Origin of the sequence: Flavobacterium panacagri (genome assembly GCF_030378165.1) — a bacterium.
In the GTDB taxonomy this organism is placed as follows: domain Bacteria; phylum Bacteroidota; class Bacteroidia; order Flavobacteriales; family Flavobacteriaceae; genus Flavobacterium; species Flavobacterium panacagri.
Genome location: NZ_CP119766.1, coordinates 5,392,347 through 5,416,866, shown reverse-complemented (window position 1 = coordinate 5,416,866; position 24,520 = coordinate 5,392,347). Strand labels below are relative to the sequence as shown.

General features: G+C 33.2%; 16 protein-coding genes. 12 read left to right on the top strand and 4 right to left on the bottom strand.

The features are described from left to right. Nucleotides 1-206: 206 nt before the first annotated feature. The 3 genes from P2W65_RS22910 to P2W65_RS22900 all read right to left on the bottom strand — a co-directional run bounded on the left by P2W65_RS22910 (nt 207) and on the right by P2W65_RS22900 (nt 10,396). Nucleotides 207-1,007, bottom strand: coding sequence for a 4'-phosphopantetheinyl transferase family protein (locus P2W65_RS22910; protein WP_289661663.1), 801 nt, complete (start codon nt 1,005-1,007; stop codon nt 207-209). After that, nucleotides 985-4,995: a non-ribosomal peptide synthetase gene (locus P2W65_RS22905; protein ID WP_289661661.1), complete on the bottom strand. Its 4,011-nt coding sequence runs from the start codon at nt 4,993-4,995 to the stop codon at nt 985-987. Before P2W65_RS22905 ends, P2W65_RS22910 begins: the two co-directional genes overlap by 23 nt. A gap of 82 nt (nt 4,996-5,077) precedes the next feature. Then, nucleotides 5,078-10,396 carry a polyketide synthase gene (locus P2W65_RS22900; RefSeq protein ID WP_289661659.1) on the bottom strand — a complete coding sequence of 1,773 codons (5,319 nt, stop codon included), beginning with the start codon at nt 10,394-10,396 and terminating at the stop codon, nt 5,078-5,080. Nucleotides 10,397-11,415: 1,019 nt separating this feature from the next. Between P2W65_RS22900 and P2W65_RS22895 the strand changes: the two genes are divergently transcribed. The 5 genes from P2W65_RS22895 to P2W65_RS22875 all read left to right on the top strand — a co-directional run bounded on the left by P2W65_RS22895 (nt 11,416) and on the right by P2W65_RS22875 (nt 15,845). After that, nucleotides 11,416-11,838 (top strand): T9SS type A sorting domain-containing protein, encoded by a 423-nt coding sequence (locus P2W65_RS22895; RefSeq protein WP_289661657.1) that lies wholly within the window; start codon nt 11,416-11,418, stop codon nt 11,836-11,838. 15 nt (nt 11,839-11,853) lie between these two features. After that, a complete protein-coding gene (locus P2W65_RS22890; RefSeq protein WP_289661655.1) occupies nt 11,854-12,582 on the top strand; it encodes a DUF8740 domain-containing protein in 729 nt (242 codons plus the stop codon). Next, nucleotides 12,579-14,765 carry a hypothetical protein gene (locus P2W65_RS22885; RefSeq protein WP_289661653.1) on the top strand — a complete coding sequence of 729 codons (2,187 nt, stop codon included), beginning with the start codon at nt 12,579-12,581 and terminating at the stop codon, nt 14,763-14,765. The genes P2W65_RS22890 and P2W65_RS22885 overlap by 4 nt, the downstream gene beginning before the upstream one ends. Before the next feature lie 570 nt (nt 14,766-15,335). Further along, nucleotides 15,336-15,566, top strand: coding sequence for a helix-turn-helix transcriptional regulator (locus P2W65_RS22880; protein ID WP_144219045.1), 231 nt, complete (start codon nt 15,336-15,338; stop codon nt 15,564-15,566). 75 nt (nt 15,567-15,641) lie between these two features. Continuing rightward, a complete protein-coding gene (locus P2W65_RS22875) occupies nt 15,642-15,845 on the top strand; it encodes a helix-turn-helix domain-containing protein (RefSeq protein WP_289661649.1) in 204 nt (67 codons plus the stop codon). An 88-nt stretch (nt 15,846-15,933) separates the two neighbouring features. Here P2W65_RS22875 and P2W65_RS22870 read toward each other — a convergent pair whose 3' ends face one another. Continuing rightward, nucleotides 15,934-16,401 carry a UpxY family transcription antiterminator gene (locus P2W65_RS22870; RefSeq protein ID WP_289661648.1) on the bottom strand — a complete coding sequence of 156 codons (468 nt, stop codon included), beginning with the start codon at nt 16,399-16,401 and terminating at the stop codon, nt 15,934-15,936. A 625-nt stretch (nt 16,402-17,026) separates the two neighbouring features. Here P2W65_RS22870 and P2W65_RS22865 point away from each other — a divergent pair. The 7 genes from P2W65_RS22865 (at nt 17,027) to P2W65_RS22835 (ending at nt 24,453) form a co-directional block, all read left to right on the top strand. Beyond that, on the top strand, nt 17,027-17,461 hold the full coding sequence (locus tag P2W65_RS22865; protein WP_109194230.1) for an adenylyltransferase/cytidyltransferase family protein: 435 nt from the start codon (nt 17,027-17,029) through the stop codon (nt 17,459-17,461). Continuing rightward, a complete protein-coding gene (locus tag P2W65_RS22860; protein ID WP_289661645.1) occupies nt 17,451-18,452 on the top strand; it encodes a mannose-1-phosphate guanylyltransferase in 1,002 nt (333 codons plus the stop codon). Before P2W65_RS22865 ends, P2W65_RS22860 begins: the two co-directional genes overlap by 11 nt. Before the next feature lie 54 nt (nt 18,453-18,506). Then, nucleotides 18,507-19,460 (top strand): GDP-L-fucose synthase family protein, encoded by a 954-nt coding sequence (locus P2W65_RS22855; RefSeq protein ID WP_434783349.1) that lies wholly within the window; start codon nt 18,507-18,509, stop codon nt 19,458-19,460. Between the two features lie 106 nt (nt 19,461-19,566). Beyond that, the gene (gene gmd / locus P2W65_RS22850; RefSeq protein ID WP_289661643.1) at nt 19,567-20,691 is read left to right on the top strand and encodes a GDP-mannose 4,6-dehydratase; all 1,125 of its coding nucleotides are present in this window, start codon (nt 19,567-19,569) and stop codon (nt 20,689-20,691) included. Between the two features lie 60 nt (nt 20,692-20,751). Next, nucleotides 20,752-22,164, top strand: coding sequence for a UDP-glucose 6-dehydrogenase (locus P2W65_RS22845; protein WP_289661640.1), 1,413 nt, complete (start codon nt 20,752-20,754; stop codon nt 22,162-22,164). 49 nt (nt 22,165-22,213) lie between these two features. After that, nucleotides 22,214-23,503 carry a lipopolysaccharide biosynthesis protein gene (locus P2W65_RS22840; protein ID WP_289661638.1) on the top strand — a complete coding sequence of 430 codons (1,290 nt, stop codon included), beginning with the start codon at nt 22,214-22,216 and terminating at the stop codon, nt 23,501-23,503. Then, the gene (locus P2W65_RS22835) at nt 23,500-24,453 is read left to right on the top strand and encodes a hypothetical protein (protein WP_289661635.1); all 954 of its coding nucleotides are present in this window, start codon (nt 23,500-23,502) and stop codon (nt 24,451-24,453) included. The genes P2W65_RS22840 and P2W65_RS22835 overlap by 4 nt, the downstream gene beginning before the upstream one ends. Nucleotides 24,454-24,520: the final 67 nt, after the last annotated feature.

Here is a 24,520-nt window from a genome sequence, read left to right as displayed (position 1 = left end):
TTTGTTTTATATCATTTTTTTGTTTTAATGCTGAAATCCCCGAAAGTTCTTTTTAAACTGGATGCGTCAGGGATGGAAGCGGCATCCTTTTGTTTTTTTCTTTAAAAAACAAAAGATACAGCAGACAGCCCGGCCCGGAGGGAGACGCCATGATAATTCTCTAATGTATTATAGCTTTTAAAATGTCTTAAATGTTGTTCTTTGGGTTAGTGTCTTTTTGGAATCATTTCTAAGAGTTCATCCATATTATTTGGAATGCTATACAATACTATGTTTTTTGAAATTGCAGGAGAATCTTCAAAAGCTACTGCACCTAAATAATTGTCAGCAAAATCAAAACTATTTACTTTCCAGTTTTGAGTATTTTGCAATAGGGTAGAATCAATATAATATTGTCCATCTAAACTTGGTAAGTTTTTGAAATCTTCATCAATTCCTTTTCCTAATGCTTTCACAAAGGCTTCTTTTCGTGTCCATGAAGTGTAAAAGGCATGTTTAATATCCGATGCTTTTTGAATTTGTAATACTTCATTATCTTCGAAAACATCAGGAAGAAGTGTTGTAAATTTAAAGTCGTTCGACATATATTCTATATCTAATCCAACTTTGTTCCGAGAAATTGCAATAGCAGCAAATTCTCCAGAATGAGAAACGTTAAAATGTAACCAAGGATGAGAAATTAAGTATGGTTTTTTATTAAAATTATAATCAAAATATACATCTTTTATACGCAGTTTGGTATGTGCGGCTAGTATAAATTTTAGTATTGCCCTATATATAATGAAACGATTGGTATCCGATTCTTTATAAAACCGTTGTGCTTTTTTTAATTCCTTCGCATCTAAAAATTTAGATAGTTCCGATTTTAACTCTGTAAAATTGGGCAGATAAATTGTGTATATAATAATTTCATCACTGTCTAAAATATATCTTTTATCAGGGATTGATTCTGCTCCTTTTACCTCAGAAAAGGAAATAGATAGCTTAGATGTTCTCATGTTTCTCATCTAAAATGTTTTGAAGTAATTGAGCTAGTACTTTATCATTTGGTGGGGCAACAATATCTAAGTGATTACCTGAGATATTATGGATTTTAACACCTCCCAATGCGGCTTTTTTCCAGCCTAAATGAGTTGGGTCTAATTTGTAGTTATCATCATCTTTAGATCTAAACAAATCAACGTCAAAGTTTTGAGGTTTAAGATGATATTTATCTACAATTTTTTTGACCATGCCATCGGCAATTATAAATTCTTTAAGTGCTAATTCTTCTTGTTCTGTTATGATTTGTTTTTTACCGAAATAGCGCTGTAAGATGTATTCTTTCTTTCCATTAATTCTCATTTTAACTGCTTTCCAGCTTAATAACATTTCTTTTAGGAAATCTAATCTTCGTTGCGTTTTATCAAGGTATCTTACCAATTGTTTTCGTCTATAACTACCATAATAATAGGATGAGTCCACATACGAATCTAACAAGGCTGTTAAGCTTACTGTTTTTCCTTGTGCTCTTAATTGGCGAGTCATTTCAAAAGCGACGATTCCGCCAAAAGAGAAACCTGCTAATGCATACGGTCCTTTTGGATTTACTTTTATTATGGCTTCGACGTAATATGCTGCCATGGCTTCGATAGATTCATACCAGCCATCAAACCCCTTTGGTTTTGTGCCTTGAATACCGTAAACTGGTTGATCTTCATCAAAATGTTTACTTAAATTAATGAAGTTTAAGACATTCAGTCCTGCACCATGAATTAGAAAAAGTGGTACTTTATTCCCAATTGGTTTTATAGGAACTAAACAATCGGAATAAATTTCGGTTCCTGTATTTAATAATTTTGCAAATTTCTCTACTGTAGAATATTTAAAAAGAGCTGACAATGGAATTCTTATACCTGTATGTTTTTCTATCTCAATCATAACCTTAACTCCCTTAATAGAATGACCGCCCATTTCAAAAAAGTCACTGAAAATATCAATATTTTCTATGTTTAGACTTTCTTTCCAAATAGTAGCCACTATATTTTCTTCTTCAGTTCTTGGAGCTGTATAACTATGCTTTTTGTTTGTTTTATATAGTGAGAGTTCTTTTCGGTCTATTTTGCCATTTAAAGTTGTTGGAATTTTTTCTAATAGATTAAAATCATGCGGTATTAGCTGCGCTGGCAGTTTTGATGATAAAATTTCTCGCCATTTTGGTATTTGATATTCAGCATCTGGTAAGCTAGAAGCTGGAACAACATGTGCTATTAGAAAGTTTTCATCAGCTAAGACAACAGCTGATTTTATTTCATCAAGTGACATTAGTACTTGCTCAACTTCTCCAGGCTCAATACGGTGCCCTCTAATTTTTACTTGCTGATCTAATCGTCCTAAGCATTCTATTTCATTGTTAGGAAGTATTTTTCCTAGATCGCCAGTGCGGTAAAGTATTTCTTCGTCATTCGCAGAAAATTTATTTTTAATGAATTTTTCGGCTGTTAATTCTGGTCTGTTCCAATATCCTTTTGCCACACCATCTCCTCCAATTACAATTTCTCCTATATTTCCAGACGAAACGAGTTGAGATTGTTCGTTTAAAATATAAATTTGAGTATTTCCAATTGGTTTTCCGATCGTGATTAATTTATCATCGGGTTTAATTTGTTTTATAGAAGACCAAATTGTGGTTTCGGTTGGTCCATAAACATTCCACAATGTGTCACATTTTGTCAAGAGTTCTCTCGCAAGATCAGCTGGCATAGCTTCACCGCCACAAAGAGCTTTAATCGGTAATTTTTCTGACCAGCCTGAATCTAAAAGCATTGACCAAGTCGTTGGTGTGGCCTGTAAAAAATTAATTTTTTCTTTCTTCACTAAATCAAGTAAAAGTCTTCCATCTCTTGCTGTTTCATGATCTGCCAATATTAATGTTGCTCCTTTAAGTAAAGGAAGATACAATTCTAAACCTGCAATGTCGAATGATATTGTAGTGATAGAAAGCAATCTGTCATTTTCATTAATACCAGGTTCCAAAGCCATGCTGTAAAGGAAATTGACTAAATTATTATGTGTGATAGGAACGCCTTTTGGATTTCCGGTTGATCCAGAGGTATAGAGTATGTATGCCGTTATTTCTGCACTAAGGACAAAAGGAAGTGGCATTGTTGAATATTGCTCTAGAGAATCTATAACATCTTCTATAAATAACATTTGCGGCCATGATGGTAAATGCGCAAACAATTCTTTACTGGTTAATAGTATTTTTGCATTCGAATCGTTGAGCATAAATTCCAAACGTTCTTTTGGATATTCTGGATCTAATGGTAAATAAGCTGCCCCACATTGCATAATAGCTAATAATGCGTAAAGAAGTTCTGGGCTTCTTGGAAAAGAAACGGCAATAAAATCGCCCGATTGAACCCCTTGCGATTTTAGATAATGAGCAAACTGATTTACCTTTTGGTGTAATTCAAAATAAGTAGTTTTAGAATCATGAAATTCTAAAGCTATATTTTCGGGAGTATTTTCAGCTTGTTTTCTTAGTAGATCAGATAAAGTTTCTTTAGGATAAGGCATTTCAGTATTATTTAACTCGTTGTATTCGGTTAAATAATTGCCTCCAATTAGGTCAGATATTGGATTATTTGCGTTAGATATTACTCCTTTAATGATTTCTTCAAATGAGTTCATCATCTGAGTTATTGTTTCTGGTTTAAAAAGTGTTGTGTTATACAGCCATTGAAATGAAGGGCCATCTTTCGCTCTAAAAATATGAAGCTGAATTTCAAAAGTTCCATATTGCCTTGGATTCGGTTTAAAGCTATGGTTAAGACCTGTAAATGAAAATTCATTTTCTATAGTTCGAGCTAAATCTACTGTTAGTATAACGGGTACTAAAGGAATTCTCGAAGCATCTCTTGCAATAGCAAAACTTTTTAATAGATGTCCAAAACTTACTTGCTGATGTTCGTAAGCATCAAATAATTCAGAATTTCTCTGTTTTAAGTATTCAGCAAAGCTAATATCAGGATTAATTTTACTTCGTAAAGGAAGAAGATTTGCGCAATCACCAATTAATTGTCTCATGTCGTACAAGGTGTTTCCAGAAGAAGGAAATCCAACGACTAAATCATTTTGGCCAGTAAGTTTGCTTAAAAACACTTCAAACGCTGCCAGTAAAGTAGTAACTAAACTGCAACCTGAATTTATACCGATATTTTTTAATTCATTTATAATTTTATCATCTAATGGAAAATCAATCCGATCACTGTTGTAGGTTCGCAATGAAGGCCTTGTATAATCCAGCGGTAATTCAAGAGTAGGTACTGATTCTTTATAAATGCTGATCCAAAAGTCTTCTAAAGTTTTATATTCATGACTTTCCATAAAAGAGTTTATCTTTTCAGCAAATTCACTAAAACGTTCTGGTTCAGGTAATTTAGGTTCTTTGTTTTCGATATAGGCAGAATAAATAGTTCCAAGTTCTTCCAGAATAATATCAATGCTTAATCCATCTCCAACAATATGATGAATGGTTAAAACGGATAAATATTCGAAATCATTAATTTTAATGAGCTTAACTCTAAACAAAGGGCCATTTACAAGATCGAAAAGACTGTTGACTTCTTCTTTAACTGAAACATCTATGGCAGGCTGTTTTTCATCGATAGGAAGATCTGAAAAATCATGGTGTGAAATTTCGGTTGTATAATTACTGTAGATACACATAAAGCGACCATCTGGACTAAAAACAGATCGCAAACCCTCATGACGCTGTACTAAAGTATTTAGTGCTTGTTCAAAAGTATCGATAGCTAATGCTCCTTTAAATTTAATAGATACCGATAGATTATAAGCTTTGTTAGCATCACTGCCACCAAAAATACAATCTGACCATATCTCCTGCTGCGAATTGGTGGTATGGATTACTCGTTCGATTTCAGGTGTAAATGGACTAAATTGGATTTCAGTTTCAGTCTCCATTTCTGTTTGTATTTGAGGTTGATTTTTCATTGTTCTCCTATTTTAAATGTAATGGAACAGTTTTTTATTGACAATTTAAAATGTCAATTGTCTCTCGAGTACTTCTTTAATTTTACAGTTTGATCTTTACAAAATTTCCAATTCGATTAGGATCTTCTATAAACCATGCAGGATTTCCATTTTCGTCCCGCCCTAGTTTACTACCTTGTACAGGCGGTTCATTTGCCTTTATTGTGTATTTTTTTTCAGCATTAGTATGTTCAAGTAAGGGCTTTGAAATGTCAAAAATCTTTTCTTTTTTAGGGAAACCATTAATTCCATTAACATGCCCATTTGTACCATTCGTTTCGATTCGGTTTACAGAATCAAAATGTTCTACTTTTAAATTCGCAAATGAAGCATTGCCATTTGTTGATGATGTTTGAAAATTTTGTAATTGGTCTACTTTTTGACTTAAAAGATGAATTTGATGAACGATCTGTTCTAACGAAGCCTGATTTTGATTGGCTGATAATTGAATAGTGCCTTTAGAAGTGATTGATGCATTAGTTTGTACAGCAACTGTTTTACTTTCAATGACTTCTTCAACTAACTGTTCTTCAGGAAGATTTAATTCAATATAATCTGCTAAAAGTGATGGTGTAGAATATGCTTCATTAAGTTGTCTAAAAGTGATTGGTAAATCGAACTCTTTTTTTAGTTTTCCAGATAACTGTGTAAGTGATAATGAATCTAGGCCTAATTCCAAAAATGTGTTATCTATGGCATCAGTTTCATAAATTATGCCCGATGCATTTTTTATAATATCGGCAATTTTAAGAAGTACAGTATCTTTTCTAGAATCACTTGTTTTAGTTTCATTAGCATTTGTTTGAACTTCAATGGTTGATGTTTCAGTAAATGCCTGTTTTTGAACTGCTATTGTCTGAATAACATCTAAAGGTTCAATCCAGCAATGTTTGCGATCAAAAACATAACTTGGTAATTCTATTTTTTGTCTTTGCTGTTCGCTGTAAAAAGCTTTCCAATCAGGATTTAGTCCTCTTGCCCATAAATCACCTAAAGCATTTAATAAAGTAGAATACTCATTATCGTTCTCATCTTTTGGAAAATTTAAACTTGGAAATGCTGGTATAATTTTTCCAGCCGCCTGCTGACGTGCTAATGTTGTCAATGTTTGGCCAGGACCAACTTCTAATAATATAAAATCATCCAGTTCAAAAGCAGTATTCATTGCATCTGCAAATCGTACTGTATTTTTTAGATGGTTGACCCAGTAATCTGGATTTGTCGCTTCATTGTCAGTAAGCCAAGTTCCTGAGGCAGTTGAAATAATAGGCAGCCTAGGAATATTGAGTTTTATTTTTTCTAATTCCTTTTTGAAATCATCTAAAATAGGCTCCATCATAAAAGAATGGAAAGCATGACTTGTATTTAATAATTTGTTTGGAATTTCTTTTACATCTAGCTCTTGATTAAAAGCTGTGATATCTTCTTTTCTTCCAGAGACCACACAGAATTGAGTTGAATTTATTGCCGCAATCGAAAGTGTTTCAGGAATTAGTTCGTTTAACTGATCTACTGGCACACGAACTATGAGCATTGATCCTCCTGGGAGTTCACTAATTAATTTTCCTCTCATTGTAACAATGTGCAGAGCATCTTTTAAGCTGAAAATTCCAGCTAAGTGTGCGGCTGCAAACTCTCCAATGCTATGACCGCATAGAAAAGTTGGTTTTATCCCCCAGCTCATCCATAATTGAGACAATGCATATTCTGTTACAAATAAAGAAGGCTGTGTTAATCTGGTGTTTTTTAATTGTTCTTCTGCTTCAGGACAATTGTCTTTTGGATAGATAACATCTCGAATATCCAGCTTTAATTCGTCCATTAATAATTCAGCACATTTATCTACAGCTTCACGATACACTTTTTCATTATTGTAAAGTGTTTTGCCCATTTGTACATATTGTGACCCTTGTCCAGGAAAAAGAAATCCAATTTCAGATGGAGCATTTTTTAAGACTGAGGATTTGGTATTTTTTGATTTTAGGCAAAGTAATTTTTCAGCGGCATCATCTGTCGAATTTGAAATTAAAAAACTACGGTGATTAAAATCGTCTCGAGTCATATTTAACGAATATGCAATATCTGCCAGAGGAGTACTTCTTGATTTATCAATAAAATGTCCTAAAGCATTTTCATAACCTAATAAACTATTTTGATTTTTTGCAGACCACATTAATATTTCTAGAGGTCTTCCAGTAGATGATGGCAAAGGTTTAGCAATATATTCCTCAACAATAGCATGAACATTGGTGCTTCCAATGCCAAATGAACTTACTCCAGCTCTTCGTATACCATCTGCGTTCCAATCAATTAGTTTGTTGTTGATATAAAAAGGACTGTTTTCAAAGTCTATGTTGGGGTTTGGTTTAGTGAAATTAACCATTGGCGGTATTTTTTTGTAACGCATTGCCAATAATATTTTCATTAATCCAGCTACACCAGCCGCCGCTGTGGTGTGCCCCATATTACTTTTGATAGTTCCTAAGGCACAATAATTATTTTTTTCTTGCTTACCATATGCTATTTTAAGCCCTTCAATTTCTATAGGATCACCTATTGGAGTTGCAGTTCCATGTGCTTCCATATAACTAATGGTGGAAGGTGATATTTGTGCGTCGTTAAAAGCATTAATTATGGCACCTGCTTGTCCTTTTGGGCTTGGAGCCATAAAACTGCCTTTGTCGCCTCCGTCATTATTTACTCCAACTCCTTTTATTACTCCGTATACAATATCTCCATCTTTTTCAGCTTCTTCTAATCTTTTTAATAAAACTACTCCAGCTCCGTCACTAAAAACAGTTCCTTTTCCTTCAGCATCAAAAGATCTGGTAGATCCATCTGGACTTTTTATAAATCCGTCATCATATAAGTGACCGCTATTAATTGGTGCTGTCACACTAGATCCGCCAGCAAGAGCTATATCGCACATTCCAGTTCGTATTGCTTTTACCGCTTCGGCAACAGCCAATAATGAAGTAGAACAGGCAGAATGAACACTAACAGAAGGGCCTTTTAGGTTTAAATGATAAGAAGTGCGAGGTGCAATAAAATCTTTTCCGTTTACTGTATAGATTTGCAAATCGCCGATTGAACTTTTTAATTCAGTATTATTAAAAATATTGTTTTCATAATAAGAATTGATTTCACATCCAGAATATACTCCGATACTTCCTTTATAAAATTTAGGAAGATGGCCGGCTTGTTCTAATGCTTCGTAAGAAATCTCTAAAAATATCCTTATTTGAGGATCCATGGCAGCCGCAAGCTGAGGATTTAATCCAAAGAATGCTGCGTCAAATGTTTTAGCAGAAGACAGGATTCCTCTTGCACCAATATATAATGGATCATTGCGAAGACTTTCTGGCAGGCTGCTGTCCAGCTCTTCTTTGGAAAATAAAGAAATTGTTTCTTTTCCATCTCTAAGATTTTCCCATAATTCATCTATAGTATCAGAACCAGGAAATCTTCCTGCCATGCCAATAATAGCAATGTCTGAGGAGTTTGCTTTTTCATTATTGTTTTTAAATTTAAAGGCATCCTCTTTAGTGTTATTCTCACTATCGTTTTTTTCTAGAGTAAGAGCCAATTCCCTAATTGTTGGGTGAATGTAAATTTTAGAAACGGGCAATTCTTTTGATAATTGCTGTCTCATTAGTGTCGTTACTTTTTGTGCAAGTATTGAGCTTCCTCCCAAATCAAAGAAATTATCATCTATACCAATGCTTGATATCTTTAGTTCTTCACTCCATATTTTTACGATATCTTTTTCTAGTTGTGTAGTTGGCTTTTTAAAGAGTGGGGCAGAATCTGGTCTGCTATTTTCCGGAACAGGTAAATTCTTTTTATCTATTTTTCCGTTTGGAGTTATAGGAAATTCATCAACCCAAATATATTTTGAAGGTAGTAATATTTCTGGTAATGTTTTAGAAAGTGCTTCGTGAATTTGTTTGTCATCCTGTAATTGATCACTAGATTTTAGATAAGCAACAAGTTTGTCTTCATTACCAAGATATTTACTTACTATAACTGCCGATTGTTTTATACCTGAAAGCGTATTTAAAGCAGTTTCGATTTCACCTAATTCAATACGGTGGCCTCTAATTTTTACCTGATGATCGATACGTCCTAGACATTGGAAATCTCCATTTGGTAGCAGTTTTCCTAAATCTCCTGTTCGATAAAGAATAGAATTTGGTATTTCTGAGAATGAATCTGGAATGAATTTTTCGACGGTAAGTTCTGGTCTTTTCCAATAACCTTCTGCGACTCCGTCCCCGCCAATAACAATCTCTCCAATTTCTCCCGATTCGGTAATCTGCCCTTTTTCATCTAATAAATAAATTTGAGTATTAGCTATAGGAAGTCCAATTGTAATTAATTCATCATCAGCTTTAATATTTTTAACGGCAGACCAAATTGTGGTTTCGGTTGGACCATACATGTTCCATAAGGATTCACATCTTGATATTAGCTGACGGGCAAGATTTAAAGGCATGGCTTCACCTCCGCAAAGTGCTTTTAAAGCTAATGGATTTTCCCATCCAGAATCAAGGAGCATCTGCCATGTAGTAGGAGTGGCCTGTACTATTGTGATTTGTTTTTTTTGTAAAAGATTTAATAAAAGCTGTCCGTCACGAGTAGTTTCATAATCAGCAAAAACTACCGAAGCGCCTGTTATTAAAGGTAAAAACAATTCTAAACCAGCAATGTCAAAAGAAATCGTGGTAATGGACAATAGCTTGTCATTGGCATTGATACCAGGCTCAATGGCCATGCTGTACAGAAAATTAACTAGGTTTTTATGAGTAACCGTTACGCCTTTAGGTTTTCCTGTTGATCCAGAAGTATACATCATGTATGCTACTGATTTGTTATCTACCTTAATAGATAAAGGTGTATCTGGATATTGATCAAGTGAAGACAGTACATCTTCTATTACTATATTTTTAAAACCTGCAGGTAATGACTCTGAAAGAAGTTTTGTTGTGAGAAGAAAACTTGCTTCCGAATCTTTAAGCATAAATTCTAAACGTTCAGTTGGGAATTTTGGATCTAACGGTAAGTATGCTGCTCCACATTGTAAAATAGCTAAAAGAGAAGCGATTAAATTAGGATTACGCTCCATAGATACTGCGACAATTTGTCCAGGGCATAAACCTTGGCCTAAAAAATAGTTAGCCATTTGATTTACGGTCTGTGATAAGTCTTTATAAGTAAACTTTTGATTTTCAAATTCAAGTGCTATCGCATTGGGAGTTATCATAGCTTGTTCTATAATAAGCTCATGTAATGCATTCTGAGGATAATTCATTTTTTTCCAATTTACCTCGTTCTCTAAACTATTTTTGTTAGGTCTTTTCATTTTAATGGTCTTAAAATTAAAGTTGAGCAAAATAATGTGATAAAATCAGCGTTGGGCTAAAATTGAAATTTTGTTTAAAATTTTGATATTTAGCTTTTTAGCGATATGTAATTGTAGTTTTATTTACAATTAGCAGCTTTGTCAATAAATGGATGTAAGAATTTTAATTGATTCTGGCTTTTATTTTGGCTCTGTATAAAAATGGTATTTATCGCTTATTCTTCAATAAGATGATCAAAAAAAGGAATTTTTTTTCAGTAAATCTTGCATTTTCTATATAAAGCGATTATTCTCGATGAATGGCATATTTTAAATTGTGCAAGACTAATTTTATTAAAAATTTGGGCAAAAGTTTTGAAGAGAATTTTTACAATCCAACCTCTAATTTTGTATTTATTTTAGTTTTTAGCGTAAAATCTTGTTGTAGCAAATTCAGTTTTTTTTCAAAAAAATATTTTAATAATTGGGTTTGTAAAATATTTGTTTAATTTTGCTACTTTCTATGTCTTTGATTTATAGTAAGATATATTTTTATCATTAGAAATAGAAAAATGATTATTATTGCCCTTAATAATTGTCAAATAGCTATCTTATAAAGAGGTGCATTGAAGATTATATAAAAAGAAGGTATTGATGTAATTTATGGAATAAAGCAACGTTAATTTTAGTAATACTAACTTATTAAGATTTAAACCAAAAATATTTCATTTTTACTCTCTAAACGATTTGTATAAAAAACCTTTTTTGTAACCAGTTAAAAAATTAAAAGGAAATTTTAACATTTTCAATGTAAGTAAATAGTCATTAAAATACTACATTTTAGGTAGTTAATCGGGATTAACATAATTTTTATCGATTATTTTTTGAAATTAAATATTTTTGCAGTATTAAAATTAATGTGAATAATACGAACTGTGAAGTATCTGAAATTAAGAAATATCAACCTACTGATAGTAACTATGTTATTGATTCCTTTTGTAGGAATTAGCCAAAGTTCGCCCTCAAATTCTAACGATATAATGGAAACCATAATTGCATCTGGAAATAGTGCAACTGGTAGCTCTGGAACGGTAACTTATTCAATTGGACAAGTTTTTTATACTTATATAGGAGTAGAATCTGTTTACAATGTAGCTCAAGGTATTCAGCATCAAGAAAAAGGCACATCGTTAGACACCCCAGATATCGAAAAACCTACTGCAGAAATATTTGCTTTCCCAAATCCAACAATAGATTTTGTAAACATAACGATGAATGGCCTAGAGTTAGAAGGACAAAAGTATTACAGACTCTACGACATACAAGGCAGGCTTTTGAAGCAAAATGTGATTAATGAGACAGAAGCGCAAGTAAGCTTCAGTTATCTTAGTCCATCAGTTTACTTATTGGTTGTCTATAATGACAGTCAAATTTTGAAAACATTTAAAATAATTAAAAATTAAAAAAATAGAGATCCAATGAAACTTGCACATACCCTTTTATTATTATTTGTGACTGTTACGTTTAAGGTATTTGCACAATCACCTGAAAAAATGAGTTACCAAGCTATTATTCGGGCACAGGATAATAGTTTAGTTGTGAATTCAAGAGTTAGTCTTAAAATTATTGTACATCAAGGTACAGCGGCAGGAACTAATGTTTATCAGGAAACACATGCTGTAAATACAAATACGAATGGTTTGGTCTCTCTTGAAATTGGAACAGGAACAGTTGTAACAGGTGATTTCAGTAAAATTGCTTGGGACAAAGGCCCTTATTATATCGAAACCCAAGTCGATGTAAAAGGAGGGACCAACTATAATATTACAGGAGTAACACAGCTTTTGAGTGTTCCATATGCATTATACGCAAAAACTGCAGGAGGAACATCAAGTACTCCATTTAGATCTGCAGTTATTTCATTTACTGCTACTAGAAATATTGCTGCTGGCGATGTGAATAATACAATAGAGTGCACAACAACATCTACTTTGACATTGACTTCAGATTTTGGAAGTATGGCAATAGGAGAGACAATCAATTTGGAAGCCCATAACGGTGCTGTGCTAACAGTTCAAGCAGCTTCGGGGGTTACATTAAATTATACTGCTGGTGGAAGCGGAAAGTTTACCAGTACCTCAGGAAATGTGAGATTTGGATTTCTTAGAAAAACAGGCACAAATTCCTATATTATATCAGGACAATGAAGCATTTAATTTATTTTTTACTTTTTTCAAGCGCGGTTTTTTCACAAAACTATCATTATGCGATTGATGAGGCTCCGGTTAAAACTACTCCTCCGGTAACGCCTGGCGTGAATAATCAGCAAGAAGAGATTGATTATTTTAATGCCTATTTGCTCCCAATTACACAAAAAGCAACTCTCCAGGCAGCTTTGGATAAATATGGTGCTGTAAGATTGGAAAAGGGCGATTATACTGGTGTTGATATCGTAATGAAAAGCAATCAGCGATTATACGGCCATCCAACGCTGACAAAGGTTTCAAATATTACAATAGCAGCAGGAAGTACAAATGTTCGCTTGGAAGATTTATTGCCAGCAGATAAGTTTGTAACATTTCAATCTGGCGGAGTAATTTCAAATTGTACTTTCAAGTCTATTAAATGGGCAATCTTAAAAGGTACAAATGTTATGGTAGAAAATTGTTCGTTTATAAATTATGGCGGACATATACAAATAGATTGCAGCCAGTCTGGATACTTTAGAAATAATAAGATAATTAAGCATCAATCGGGAACAGTATCTAATGTTCTTGTGATGAAAGGAAACAGTGCAACTCCTAGTTATGGAAATGTGCATCTGCATACCAATTTCTTAACACCTCATGGAGATACTTCTGATCTTGATAATTTGCAATCCTCTACTTTTGTAGGGATAGATGCAGAAAGCTGGAATTTTACTGGCGAAGGCACAAAAGCCATGTTTTTTGCAAAAAATATGGGCAATTTGAAAATAACAGATTTTGGAGGCGGAAATGGAGGTTCTCCTTTTAAGACTCCATCATATGATATCGATGCAGCAAATGTTTTCTTCTTAAATAAATATAACAATTACCCAACTGATGTATTATCATTAAGAACCAATATGTTTCTGGTAAACGGTATTGGTCCGTATATTAGAAAAGCAGGAACAGTTACAGGTTATGATCTTTTGGCCAATTTAGAGTTTAGTAATGCGATAAAATATAACGGAGTTGAGCAGACTACAGCAATGACAAATGCAACAACTGTAAAAAATCTTTCAACAACGATTCGCGGGACTCAATATACACCTTGGGCGCGACCAAATTGGGAAACATTGCCAGATCCGCTTGGAGCAAATTGGAAAACAGAAAGAGCGGGTAAAGCTGATCAAACCAGTTATATTCAAGGATTAATTGATTCTAAAGGAATTGCAGATTTGCCAGAAGGAATTTATTATATAAAATCTACTTTAAAAATTCCTCTTGACAATGCTCATGGTATTTTTGGAAAAGGAACTGGTAAAACCGCAATCGTTGGTTTAACGGATGATTTTCCTTTAATATCTCTTGTTGGAGGTAAAGACGGTAATTTTACGCTAGCCAATCTAACCTTACAGGGTGGAAGTGTCGGAGTATATGCTTCAACAGATTATGGAGCACAAAATATTGCCTATCAAAACATGAAATTTGTTGTTTTTAGGGATCAGAATTATGGGATTCATCTAAAAAAGACGGGAGGTTTTGATAATAATTTTCTAGAAAACCTTGGCTTTGTAAATTGTAATATTGGCTTTTTCCAAGATCCGACTGCTGGAAATAGCGGCGAGAATAACTCTGCTTACGTAGACAAAACAATGTTTTATAAAAATCAGTATATAAATTGTGGAACAGCGATTTCTATGCTGGCTACAAGAGCTGATAATTTGGATGCCTGGGTAGATTGTAAGTTTGATGGCGGTAAAACAGCTCTTACTTTAGCGGGACAGAATTACCCGATAATTGCAAATTCTGATTTCACTAATTTTAACGGTGTAAATGTATTAACGAGTAACTCAATTTCTATGTACAATGTAAATGTATATAATAATAAGAATACTGGTTCGACAATAGTATCATCTTACACTAATATTGAAGGATGCAGATTCTTGGATAGTTCGCCAATGTTTTCACCAATGTTGTATACGTCCTTAAACAATCATATTATTAATTCTGTAATTACTGGTGATGTTTTAGCTAATGTTCCGGCTAATAAAGGATTTGGAAAAGAATCGGCTGTATATAGTAATAGTTCGTTATTGTCAAATCCAACAATTAACAAATTGCTCGTAAATGTAAAAGAAGGAGTTTCGACAGTAATAATTAATGAAGCACCTACTCCTTATCCTCAACTTTTGGTAACACAATAAAAAATAAACACAAAGAAAATATACTTAGAATATTTTTTATAAAATTTTCACAATCAAAAAAAGACTGCTATTATTTTAATAGCAGTCTTTTTTTTGATTAAACAGTTATAGTAAATTGAAAAATCTTACAAATTGATAAAGTGTTTTTTAAATATAATTTTGGATTACTTCAATTTTTCACTTTTTGATCTTCAACTGCTTTAAATTATGGCCTTAGACCGTATAAACACGTGATTATTATCTTACAACATGAGGATTTTGAGACAATACTGGAGTGATCTGACAGCCTTAAAATGGCACATGTTGTATTTTATCGGATTTTAAAATCCGTTGAACAGATTTATTATTATAAACTCGAAACATTATATATTTTTGATCAAAATTTAAAATGAATGATAAAGAAAAATCGTCATTTAGCTTTAAACCTTGTTAATAATTGAATGGTTGCTAAGATAAGGTGATTTTTATGTAAAATAATTTTAAAAAAACAAATTATTGCCTTACATATAATTTTATTAAAAGTTGTGACGTTAACTCCAAAATACGAATTGTTTATATTTTTTATTTTTTATGAAATATAGTGTATACGAAAATATTAGAAAGATAAGAGAATTAAAAAATTTTACTAGAGAATATGTGGCTGCTGAATTAAAAATGAGTACCAGCGGTTATGGTAAAATTGAGAGAGGCGATGTTGATTTAACTGTGTCTAAATTAATTGAAATTTCAAAGGTTTTAGAGGTCTCAATTGAGTTCATATTTAAATTCGATGTTTCAATTTTCTTTAGTGAAACTAGATAAAATCTCTTCCCGTAATTTGTTGAATATTATAAAAGAAACTTAGAAAGTTTAAAATAGTAATAAAAAAATAAGGTCATGGAAAATTACCACTTAAGAATTAAAGAGTATCGGTTACAGAATAATCATACTCCAGAATATGTAGCGATTCAGATGGAAATGAGCGTAAAAACATATGAGAAAATTGAAAATGGAATGATCGATCTTAAATTATCAAAACTGGATCGATTAGTTAAAATCCTAGGCATTAAAAAAAGCCAGATCTTCGAATTAGAAAATTAATATTCTACCCATAACCATCTAATTATTCATGAAAAAAAGAGTTTCAAGTTAGATGTAATTACTTTAAAACTCTTTTTTTCTTTTTTTATTATTTGTGTTTTACTTTTAAAACATATCCTAAAGATTCTAAAATTAATACATAATGCGTTTTTGTAATATCTTTGACAACTGCATTCTGATCGCAGAAGGGGCCAGAGTTTAAATGTATCTTGTCTCCAATTTGATATTGCATAACAGATATTTCTGAAGCTGTATCTCCAGTATTAAGCCATTCTTTAATAGTTGCGATTTCTTGATCTTTTACGACAGCATGTCTTCCAAGCCAAAATAAAAATCGAACGACGCCAGGAGAATGGAATACAAGATTTCTATCTTTTTCTGCTAGTTGTACAAATATGTAATGATTAAACAATGGCACTTCTACTTTTACTTTCCTATCTGATCTTTGCTGCACTTTTTTGATGACAGGGCAATAACAGTTTATATTAAACTTGCTTAATTGTTCTGCAGCTCTTTTTTCCCACTTAGGTTTGGTGTATACTACATACCATTTCATAATTGTAACTGTATTAAATGTATTTGTAAATAGTTAGTTGTTTTTAAAAAAAGATAACCTTTTGTACTGGTAAATAATCTTTTTTAATCTTTGAAAAAAATAGCATTCCGAGATAGATAATATTGAGATTCTGATTTCTTTTTAAAGAAGAATTTTTTAGTTCTAGTGGTTAATAGAACTTAGAAAAATGACCTTTATAGGTATCAGACATTTTATCTATAAACTAAGTGGTAAATTTAATTCCAAGGCTCAAAAATTATAGATGCTTTTTATAGTAAAATTTCCTTATTAAGGACATTTAACGCCAAAAAACAAATTACTCATCTACTGTATTAGTATAATTTTATCTTAAATTATTATAGTGAATATATTGTTTGTATAGCTCTAAATTTTGTTTTTTCAATACTAGAATTTAAATCATTTTAGAGCAGTCAAAAACTATAATTTATTAAAATTTATACCATTTATTTTTTCTTTTTTGAGTAGTTAGAATGTAACTATTCACGGGGAACCCTTTTTTAAAATTTTAAAAAAAGCGTCGAAACCCCAGTAAAATGGTTAAGTACAATTTTTGGAAATCATACTACATTAACAAACCTATTTTTAAATTTAAAACATTAAGCAGATGAGAACTGGAATTACATTTAGTGCTTTTGATTTGTTACATGCGGGGCACGTTAAAATGCTTGAAGAAGCAAAACAACATTGTGATTATTTAATTGTTGGTCTACAAACAGATCCAACATTAGATCGCCCAACTAAAAATAAACCAACACAGACTGTAGTGGAACGCTACATACAGTTAAAAGCGTGTAAGTTTGTTGATGAAATTGTTCCTTATGCTACGGAGCAGGATTTAGAAGATATTTTGAAAGCATTTGCTTTAGACGTTCGAATTTTAGGTGACGAATATAAAGACAGAGATTTTACTGGAAGAAAATATTGCGAAGAAAAAGGAATTGAGCTGTATTTTAATACCAGAGATCATCGTTTTTCGAGCACAAATCTTCGTAACGAAGTGTATCAGAAAGAAGTTTTAATGCACTCAAATGGCAATTAGTATAGTTACACATGTAGTTTTAACGGGAGGGATTGGAAGCAGATTGTGGCCTCTTTCCCGAAAAACACTGCCAAAGCAATATCTCGAACTGTTTGAGGGAGAATCGCTCTTTGAAAAGACGGTGGTTCGTAATAAGAATATTTCTGATAAGACAATAGTTGTCGGAAATATTGAAAATTACAAAATGAGTAATGCTATAATGTCTAAATTTGGTAAGCCATTTACGCATATTGTAGAAGCCGTTCCTCGCAATACAGCTGCGGCGATTGCATTTGCAGCATTTGCATCTGAACCTGAAGATATTTTGCTGATTACGCCATCGGATCATATTATTGATGGAAAAAGTTCTTATACGCTGGCTTTACAACAGGCGATTACATTAGCCAATCAAGATTTTCTTGTAACTTTCGGAATAAAACCAACTAAACCAGAAACAGGCTATGGTTATATCGAATTTGATAAAGAAAATGTCATTGCTTTTCATGAAAAACCTGATTTAGAAACAGCGAAGACATATCTTAAAAAAGGAAACTATTTTTGGAACAGCGGTCTTTTTTGTTTCAAAGCTGAAAAGTTTTTAAAAGAGCTTGAAAGACAAGAACCAGAAGTGTATTGGACATCTAAAATAGCCTGGGAGGCCAATAAAGAGGGGTTCTTAGATTATGAATTGTCTTTAAACATTCCTTCCATAAGTATTGATTATGCTGTAATGGAACGAAGTGAAGATATTAAAGTTGTGCCCGCTCAGTTTCAATGGTCAGATTTAGGTTCTTTCGAATCGGTTTATGATTACTTAGTTCATAAAGATCATCCGATAGATGCAAACCGAAATATTGTAATAGGAACTTCAATGCATACTACCTTTATTGGTGTCAAAAATTGTATATTAATTTATACTTCAGATGCTTTAATGGTTTTGCAAAAAGAAAATTCTCAGGAAGTGAAACAAGTCTATCAGCAGTTGGAGTCTATTGCTTCCCCTTTGTTGTAAATTGACTATTAAGAAAAATAATCAAAAGTCTCGATAAAATAAAAACTGACTACAATGATTGATAAAAATTCTATAATATATATCGCAGGACATAAAGGAATGGTTGGAAGTGCCGTTTGGAGAACACTTACAGCAAAAGGTTACAACAATCTTATCGGAGCTTCGAGCAAAGAATTAGATTTAAGAGACCAAGTTGCAGTTCGAGATTTTATTCAGACAGTTAAACCGGATGTAATTATAGATGCTGCTGCAAAAGTAGGAGGGATTTTAGCAAACAATGATTTTCCGTTTCAATTTTTGATGGAAAATATGCAGATTCAAAATAATCTTATCAATGAAGCGCATCATTCGGATGTAGAAAAATTTATCTTTTTAGGAAGTTCTTGTATTTATCCAAAATTAGCCCCACAGCCCTTGAAGGAAGAATATCTGTTGACTGCTTCTTTAGAAAAAACAAACGAATGGTATGCTTTAGCAAAAATTACAGGAGTAAAATTATGCGAAGCTATTCGCAAACAATTTGGAAAAGATTTTGTGAGTTTGATGCCGACAAATTTATACGGTATTCATGACAATTTTGACCTAACCAGTTCTCACGTTCTGCCAGCTATGATTCGCAAATTTCACGAAGCTAAAGAAAGTAACAATTCACCAGTAATACTTTGGGGAAGCGGTAATCCGATGCGTGAATTTTTATTTGTCGATGATATGGCAGAAGCAGTAGTTTTTGCTTTAGAAAATGAACTTCCAGAGCATTTATACAACATTGGAACAGGAGAAGATTTAACCATTAAGGAATTGGCTCTAACCATACAAAAAATTGTTGGTCATACCGGAGAATTGATCTGGGATGAAAGCAAACCAGATGGAACTCCACGAAAATTAATGGATGTTTCTAAAATGCATCATATTGGATGGAAACATCAAGTAAATCTAGAAGAAGGAATTCAAAAAACTTACGATTGGTTCCTAGAAAATATTAAAAATCTAAAACAAAAGAGTTACTAACTACAGATTCTTTTGATCTAGAAATCTTCAATAAAAACTTTACAGTTAAGACTTTATAAAACTTGCAACATTGCAACACAATGCCTTTGTGCCTTATAATAACATTATGACTCTATTAAAAAAAACAGCGTTCATTACGGGAGTGACAGGACAAGACGGTGCCTATTTAAGTGAATTTTTATTAGAAAAGGGCTACATCGTACACGGATTAAAGAGACGTACTTCGATGTTTAATACAGATCGAATAGATCATTTATATCAAGATCCTCATATCGAACACAGAGATTTTATCCTGCATTATGGAGATATGACAGACAGCACAAATTTAACTCGCCTGATTCAGGAAATTCAGCCAGACGAAATCTACAATTTGGCAGCGATGAGCCATGTAGCAGTTTCATTTGAAACTCCAGAATATACAGGAAATGTAGATGCTTTAGGAACCTTAAGAATTCTAGATGCAGTTCGCTTGCTGGGATTAGAAAAAAAGACAAGAATTTATCAGGCGTCAACTTCAGAATTGTATGGAAAAGTACAAGAAGTACCACAGACAGAAACTACTCCTTTTTATCCAAGATCTCCTTATGCAGTGGCCAAAATGTACGCATTTTGGATTACAGTAAATTATAGAGAAGCTTATGGAATGTATGCTTGCAACGGCATTTTATTTAACCACGAATCGCCTATTCGTGGAGAAACTTTTGTAACCCGTAAAATTACTAGAGCAACGGCAAGAATCGCTTTAGGATTACAGGACAAATTATACTTGGGTAATCTAGACGCACAGCGTGACTGGGGGCATGCTAAAGATTATGTTAGAATGATGTGGATGATTTTGCAGGCCGATAAGCCGGAAGACTGGGTTATTGCTACAGGAAAAACAACTCCAGTTCGTGAATTTGTGAGAATGAGTTTTGCCGAAGTAGGAATAGAAATAGCCTTTAAAGGGCATGGAGTAGAAGAAAAAGGTTTTGTAGTATCATGCAGTAATCCTGATTATCAAATCGCTGAAGGAACAGAGGTATTGGCTGTTGATCCAAATTATTTTAGACCTACAGAAGTAGATTTATTAATTGGTGATCCAACTAAAGCGAAAACAAAATTAGGCTGGGAGTGTCAATATGAGCTGCCTGAATTGGTGCAGGAAATGATGCAGTCTGATTTGAAATTGATGAGAAAAGAACAGCTTTTGAGAGAATGCGGTTTTACTATAATGAACTACTACGAATAATAGACCAAGACAAATAGATTTAGATAATCAACATTTTTTCTGCCCATAAAATATATTTAAATGAAAATCAAAAATATTTGTTGCTTAGGTGCTGGTTATGTAGGCGGTCCCACTATGTCAGTTATCGCATTAAAATGTCCGGAAATTAACGTTACTGTTGTCGATTTAAACGAAAAGCGTATTGCCGCTTGGAATGATGAAGATTTAGATAAATTACCTGTTTACGAGCCAGGACTATCAGATGTTGTTCGTGAGGCGAGAGGCCGTAATTTATTTTTTTCTACAGAAGTTGATAAAGCTATTGAGGAAGCCGATATGATCTTTATAGCGGTAAATACTCCAACAAAAACATATGGCGAAGGCAAAGGAATGGCAGCTGATTTAAAATTTGTTGAATTGTGTGCCAGACAAATAGCCAGAATTGCTAAAAATGATAAAATTATTGTTGAAAAATCCACACTGCCTGTCCGCACGGCCGAGACGTTACAGACTATATTAGACAGCACGGGAAATGGTGTAAAATTTGAAGTGCTTTCTAATCCTGAGTTTTTGGCCGAAGGAACGGCAATTGATGATTTATTAAATGCAGACCGTGTTTTAATTGGTGGCAAACAGACAGAAAGTGGCCAGAAAGCAATTCAATGTCTGGTAGATATTTATTTGAATTGGCTGTCTCCAAAACAAATTCTTACCACAAATGTCTGGTCTTCAGAATTGTCAAAATTAACTGCAAATGCTTTTTTGGCACAAAGAATTTCTTCCATCAATGCCTTATCTGCTTTATGCGAAGTTACCGAAGCTGATGTTGATGAAGTTGCTGCAGCGATTGGAACTGATAGCAGAATTGGTTCTAAGTTTCTTAAAGCTTCAGTAGGTTTTGGTGGTTCTTGTTTTCAAAAAGACATTTTAAACTTAGTGTATTTATGCCGCTACTTCAATTTACCAGAAGTGGCAAATTATTGGGAGCAGATCATTATTCTAAATGATCATCAAAAATACCGATTTGCAAAAAGAATCATTACGTCCCTTTTTAATACTGTAAGCGGAAAAAAAATAACTTTTTTAGGCTGGGCTTTTAAAAAAGATACCAATGATACGCGTGAATCTGCAGCAATTTATGTAGCGGAATATTTAATTGAAGACGGTGCAGAAATTCATATTTACGACCCTAAAGTTTCTCAAGAACAGATTACAGAAGATATGCGTTACTTATGGACATTAAAAGGCTATACAGATCAAAGGATTGAATCAAAATTGAAACAGATTTTTGTGTATCAATCGCCTGAAGAAGCTTGTCATCAGGCACATGCTATCGCTGTTTTGACAGAATGGGATGAGTTTAAAACTTACGATTGGAATTCTATTTATGAAAATATGTATAAACCAGCATTTGTTTTTGATGGACGCAATATTCTCGATGCAGCGAAATTAGCCTCAATAGGTTTTATAATTAAAGGAATTGGAAAAGGTTAAAATTTTCAATTACAAGAGGATATCACTTTTTAACTTTTAAATCGATTTCTTGAAAGATACTTTGATAAAATTTAAACAGCACCCAAAATACAGTACCATACTCAATTGGAGTAAGTTGATTTCTGTTACCGGTGGCGCTCAGATTCTTTTGCAGGCCATTGGATTCTTAAGCGGTATTTTAATTATACGATTATTGCCTGTTGAAGAATATGCATTGTATACTTTGGCCAATACAATGCTGGGAACTATGACCGTTTTAGCAGATGGCGGAATTTCTACAGGTGTAATGGCACAAGGAGCAAAAGTTTGGAAAGAAAAAGAAAAACTAGGAATGGTTTTGTCTACTGGATTGGACTTACGAAGAAAATTTGCCATAGGAAGTCTTGTTGTGGCAACGCCTATTTTGATTTATTTATTATATCATAATGGGGCTTCCTGGCTGACAACAGTACTTATCGTACTTTCTTTGATTCCTGCTTTTTTTGCAGCATTATCGGATACATTATTAGAGATAGTTCCAAAACTGCATCAAGATATTCTGCCATTACAGAAAAATCAAGTAGCAGTAGGATTAGGAAGACTTTTGCTTACTACATTGACAATTTTTATTTTCCCTTGGGCTTTTATCGCAATCTTGGCGAGCGGAATTCCAAGAATTTTAGGAAATATAAAATTGAAAAAAATAGCGCATCAATTCGCTGATAAAGATCAGAAATCAGATCCAGTTATTAAAAGCGAAATAATGCAGATGGTTAAAAAAATTCTTCCTGGAGCAATTTATTACTGTGTTTCGGGACAAATTACAATCTGGTTAATTTCAATCTTTGGTAAAATTGAGTCGGTTGCACAATTGGGGGCTTTAGGAAGATTTGCAGTGCTGCTTTCTTTATTTAATGTTATAGTTGGAACCTTAATAATTCCAAGATATGCCAGACTTATCGAAGAGAAAGCTCTTTTATTGAAAAGGTTTATTCAGATTTTATTTTTGCTGGCTATTTTAATGTGTGCTTTTACAGTTTTAACCTATTTATTCTCAGATCAATTGCTTTGGATTTTAGGTGAAAATTATTATGGTCTTAGAGATGAATTAGTTTTAAATATTGCAGGCACCTGTGTTGGCCTTATCGGAGGAGTATGTTTTGCACTTTACACCAGTAGAGGCTGGGTTATAAATCCTGTATTCTCTATTTCTATTAGTGTAATTTCTATAGCGGCCGGTGCATTTCTTTTTAATGTAGGAAGCTTATACGGAGTACTGCTATTTAATCTTTTTCTAGCTGCTGTTCAAGTTGTTTTACATGGTGGTTATTGTCTAATAAAAATTATAAATATTAAATGAAATCAGCTGTTTGTACGCTCTTTGAAGGAAATTATCATCATGGTTTAGCGGCATTATCCAATTCTCTTTTTAATAATGGTTTTAGAGGAGACTTCTTTGTTGGTTTTAGAGGGGCACTTCCTCCATGGGCAAATGATGCTTATGCAAATGACGACCTGAATTGGGAGAATGGTAAAACCTTAAATATAGCTGAAGATTACAAAATACACTTTCTTCCAATTGTAACAGATTGGCATTTAGCAAATTTAAAACCAGATTTCATGTTAGATCTTTGGTCTAAAAGTGCTAAAAACACAGAATCACTGTTTTATTTTGATCCTGATATTGTAATAAAATGCAGCTGGTCATTTTATGAAAAATGGGCTGGTTTTGGAGTTGCATTAGTTCATGAAATTATAGCAAATGATTGTCCCCCAAACCATCCAAGAAGAGGAATTTGGAAAGAAGCCATTGATAAAATTGACATGAAAATTGAAAGAGATGTTCATTCTTATATTAATTCGGGTTTCTGCGGTGTGACAAAAACCAACATCGAATTCTTAGAAACTTGGTCAAAAGTAATTCAGGCTTTTATTCATTCTTTTGGTTTTAGCATTACACATTTTGATTTTAAAAACTTTAAGCCTTGGGACATTTATTTTGCCGGCGATCAGGATGCTTTCAATATCGCAGCAATGTGCAGTAAATCGCCACTGTCTGAAATGGGACCAGAAGCAATGGACTTTATTCATGGCGGTTTTACAATGTCTCATGCGGTGGGTGGGCCAAAACCTTGGGACAAGCACTTTATAAAATCGGCATTGAAAGGAATTCCGCCTTCATTTCCTGATAAATTTTACTGGAGTTATGCTGGATTTCCCACCGCTTCTTGCAGTAAAAACAAGATTAAAGTAAAACAAATGAGTATTAAGATTGCTTCGTTAATTGGAAGGTTTTATAGAAAATATTAAAATGAACGGATTTTTCTCTGAATTACGATTATATATCTGTAATAATTTTATCGCCCATTTTCCTAGT